The sequence below is a fragment of the Hoylesella timonensis S9-PR14 genome (assembly GCF_000762405.1).
Classification (GTDB): domain Bacteria; phylum Bacteroidota; class Bacteroidia; order Bacteroidales; family Bacteroidaceae; genus Prevotella; species Prevotella timonensis_A.
In genome coordinates this window covers 1-2,699 of record NZ_JRPQ01000214.1, presented here as the reverse complement: position 1 = coordinate 2,699, position 2,699 = coordinate 1, and the positions used below count along the sequence as shown (strand labels likewise).

The 2,699-nt window shown below is 41.8% G+C and carries 3 protein-coding genes and 1 pseudogene; 3 read left to right on the top strand and 1 reads right to left on the bottom strand.

Translation table 11 applies throughout. From position 1 onward, the window contains the following. From HMPREF9304_RS11845 to HMPREF9304_RS11835, 3 genes are all read left to right on the top strand, one after another. The coding region (locus HMPREF9304_RS11845) for a helix-turn-helix domain-containing protein (protein WP_036929457.1) at positions 1-152 on the top strand (152 nt) is incomplete at its 5' end. 190 nt (positions 153-342) lie between these two features. After that, positions 343-1,107 carry a type IV toxin-antitoxin system AbiEi family antitoxin domain-containing protein gene (locus tag HMPREF9304_RS11840; protein WP_036929455.1) on the top strand — a complete coding sequence of 255 codons (765 nt, stop codon included), beginning with the start codon at positions 343-345 and terminating at the stop codon, positions 1,105-1,107. After that, positions 1,100-2,005, top strand: coding sequence for a nucleotidyl transferase AbiEii/AbiGii toxin family protein (locus tag HMPREF9304_RS11835; protein WP_036929453.1), 906 nt, complete (start codon positions 1,100-1,102; stop codon positions 2,003-2,005). Before HMPREF9304_RS11840 ends, HMPREF9304_RS11835 begins: the two co-directional genes overlap by 8 nt. A 60-nt stretch (positions 2,006-2,065) precedes the next feature. Here HMPREF9304_RS11835 and HMPREF9304_RS11830 read toward each other — a convergent pair. Continuing rightward, positions 2,066-2,699: pseudogene (locus HMPREF9304_RS11830) on the bottom strand (helicase); the annotation flags it as partial.

Genomic DNA, 2,699 nt, shown 5'->3' with positions numbered 1-2,699 from the left:
TCATAGATGTGTCCAAGATACTCAAAGTGGAACAAAAGACCATCTACAACTGGGTTTGGGCAGGGAAAATTCCTTATCTCAAAGCCAATGGACGTTTGTTGTTTTTACGTAAGGAGATAGATGAAATGGTACGGAAGCGAGAAGGTTGGTAGAAGTTAGTTCTATACAAGTATGTTGGAAATGTTCATGTTTTATTTCATCCTCTTTTTCCTCACTATGGTTGAAATATTATCCTGCAAGTCAACTATTAGTTTACTTTCGGGAAAATAATTCAACCAATCGACTGTAATTAGTAAAGTCTTTTGTACCTTTGCGGTTGGTTTTAATTACAGCAAGTAAACTATGAGTGTACTAAAAGGAAAAAAAATAAACCAAATGCTTCAATCTGGGCAAAAGAACGGATTGCTGTTTGCGACATGGCTTATAGAGCATGGCTATTCCAGGCAGTTGTTGAGCAGGTATCGTTCTTCCGGTTGGTTATCCTCTCTATGTAAGGGAGTCATGTACCGCACAGGCAACACGCTGTCCGCTTTTGGTGCTTTGCAGTCCTTCAACGAACAAGTAGGAAAGAGTTTTCGTGTTGCAGCGCATTCTGCTTTGGAGCTTTGGGGCTTCAACCATTATGTTCCTATGGGTAAACCCCTGTTAATGGTATCAACGGCAAGTGATAAAATGCCACAATGGATGAAGCATGACATTTTCGACCGTGAATTTAAGTTCTTCAAGACAGAAGTATTTGTCCGTGCACAGATAACAACTTTAACATATTTGGACTGGAGGCTGCTTATATCCTCCCCTGAGCAGGCTTTTATGGAATGTCTGCTGCTAACACCACGCCAATATAACTATATGGATCTATTTTATATAATGGAACAGTTGACAACTCTGCGTCCGAATGTCGTCCAATCGTTATTGGAAACCACAAAACATTACAAAATGAAGAGGCTGTTTCTATATATGGCTGAGAAAGCGGGGCATTATTGGTATGAAGACTTAGACCTTACAAAAATAGATTTGGGGACACATAAACTCCAACTCGTCAAATCCGGTATATATATCAGCAAGTATAAGATGATTATCCCAAAAGAATTAAACGACTATGAATAATCAACAATATAAAAAGCAGGTATCATTGTTACTACGCATTATGCCTTTGGTTTACAAGATAACGGACTTTGCAGTTCATGGAGGTACGGCTATTAACCTGTTCCACCAGAATATGCTGCGTTATTCGGTTGATATTGACCTTACCTATATTCCGATAGAGCCACGCACAGCAAGTTTGGAAAAGATAAATCAACATCTTGGAGAACTGAAAACAAGTATAGAACGTGCCATTCCCGGAATACATGTGGTACATAAATCCGAAGTATGGAAATTGCAGTGCACGCATGATGGTGCTACGGTGAAAATAGAGGTAAATGGTACAAAGCGGGGCATACTTGGAGAGGTTGAAATTATGGAACTCTGTTCGAAAGCGATGGAAGAGTTTCAAGCCAGCTGTAAGGCACGTATAGTTCCTTATGCTCAACTTTATGGGGGAAAGATTGCAGCCGCCCTCAGCCGGCAGCACCCACGTGACATGTTTGACTGCAAATACATGAAAGACCAAAGGCTTGAAAGTGTAAAAGACGGGCTCATCTTATGTTTATTGGGAAGCGACAAGCCTATCGTGGAATCCTTGTCTCCTAATAACATAAACCAAGAGGAGGCACTTGAAAACCAATTCAAGGGAATGTCAGATATTCCATTTACCTATACAGACTATGAGCAGGCTCGTGAATCCATTATTAAAAAGGTAAATGACTGCCTTACAAATACAGACAAGGATTTCCTCGTTTCCTTTGAGGATGGAACACCACAGTGGGATAAATGTTGCGCAGGTGATTTAAGCCTATATCCATCTGTACAATGGAAACTACTGAATATAGGTAAACTTAAGAAACAGACTCCCGATAAGCACAAAGAAGGAATAGATAAGCTAAAAGGTTATTTGCAGGTATAATGATAAAAGTCAGACATTCAATACGGATGTCTGACTTTTATTTAGCCCCTCGGCATGTGTTTAGTGCCTCCATTTGGGTCTAAAACTCTGTAAACGGCTATTATCTTCTTTGTCTTGGACAAGATAGCTTTCGTTCTTTACTCCTCCAGAATGATAATGGTCGGATAAACCCTCTCCTTGCTTCATTTCTTCTGTTTCCTCTTTTTCCCCCTCTGGTGGAGCAAGGGTAAGCGCAATCTTTCTGTCCAATTCTGCTGCCTCCCCCTTGAGCACACGCAGTTCGTCCTCTTTCTTCCATGAGCCGTTGGCAATATTGGTGTAAACGTCTTTGTTGGCTGCTACCTTTGCCATTTCCTTCTCATGTGACTCTATTACCTTTGGGATACGCTCCAAGGCATTTACGAAGTTCTCGCAGGCAAGTTTCGGGTCTGCCGCTAACTTACCGTTATTATAGGTATAGTAGATGCTTTCCTGTCCCTTGACAAAGAAGCGGTTCACCGAGCAGTCGAACAAGTCCTTGGAAGTGCTCTCCGTCTTGACCATGATGGAAAAGCCGTAAACCTCGCCAATCTTGTTGTACTCGCTCTTGGTACGAGCCTTTTCCTCTATCTCNTGCAGACGNGCGGCGATGACCTTTATGTCGGTGCTGTCCTCTACACCTTTGATTGTCAGTTTATTGACGGGCAGTCCCTCC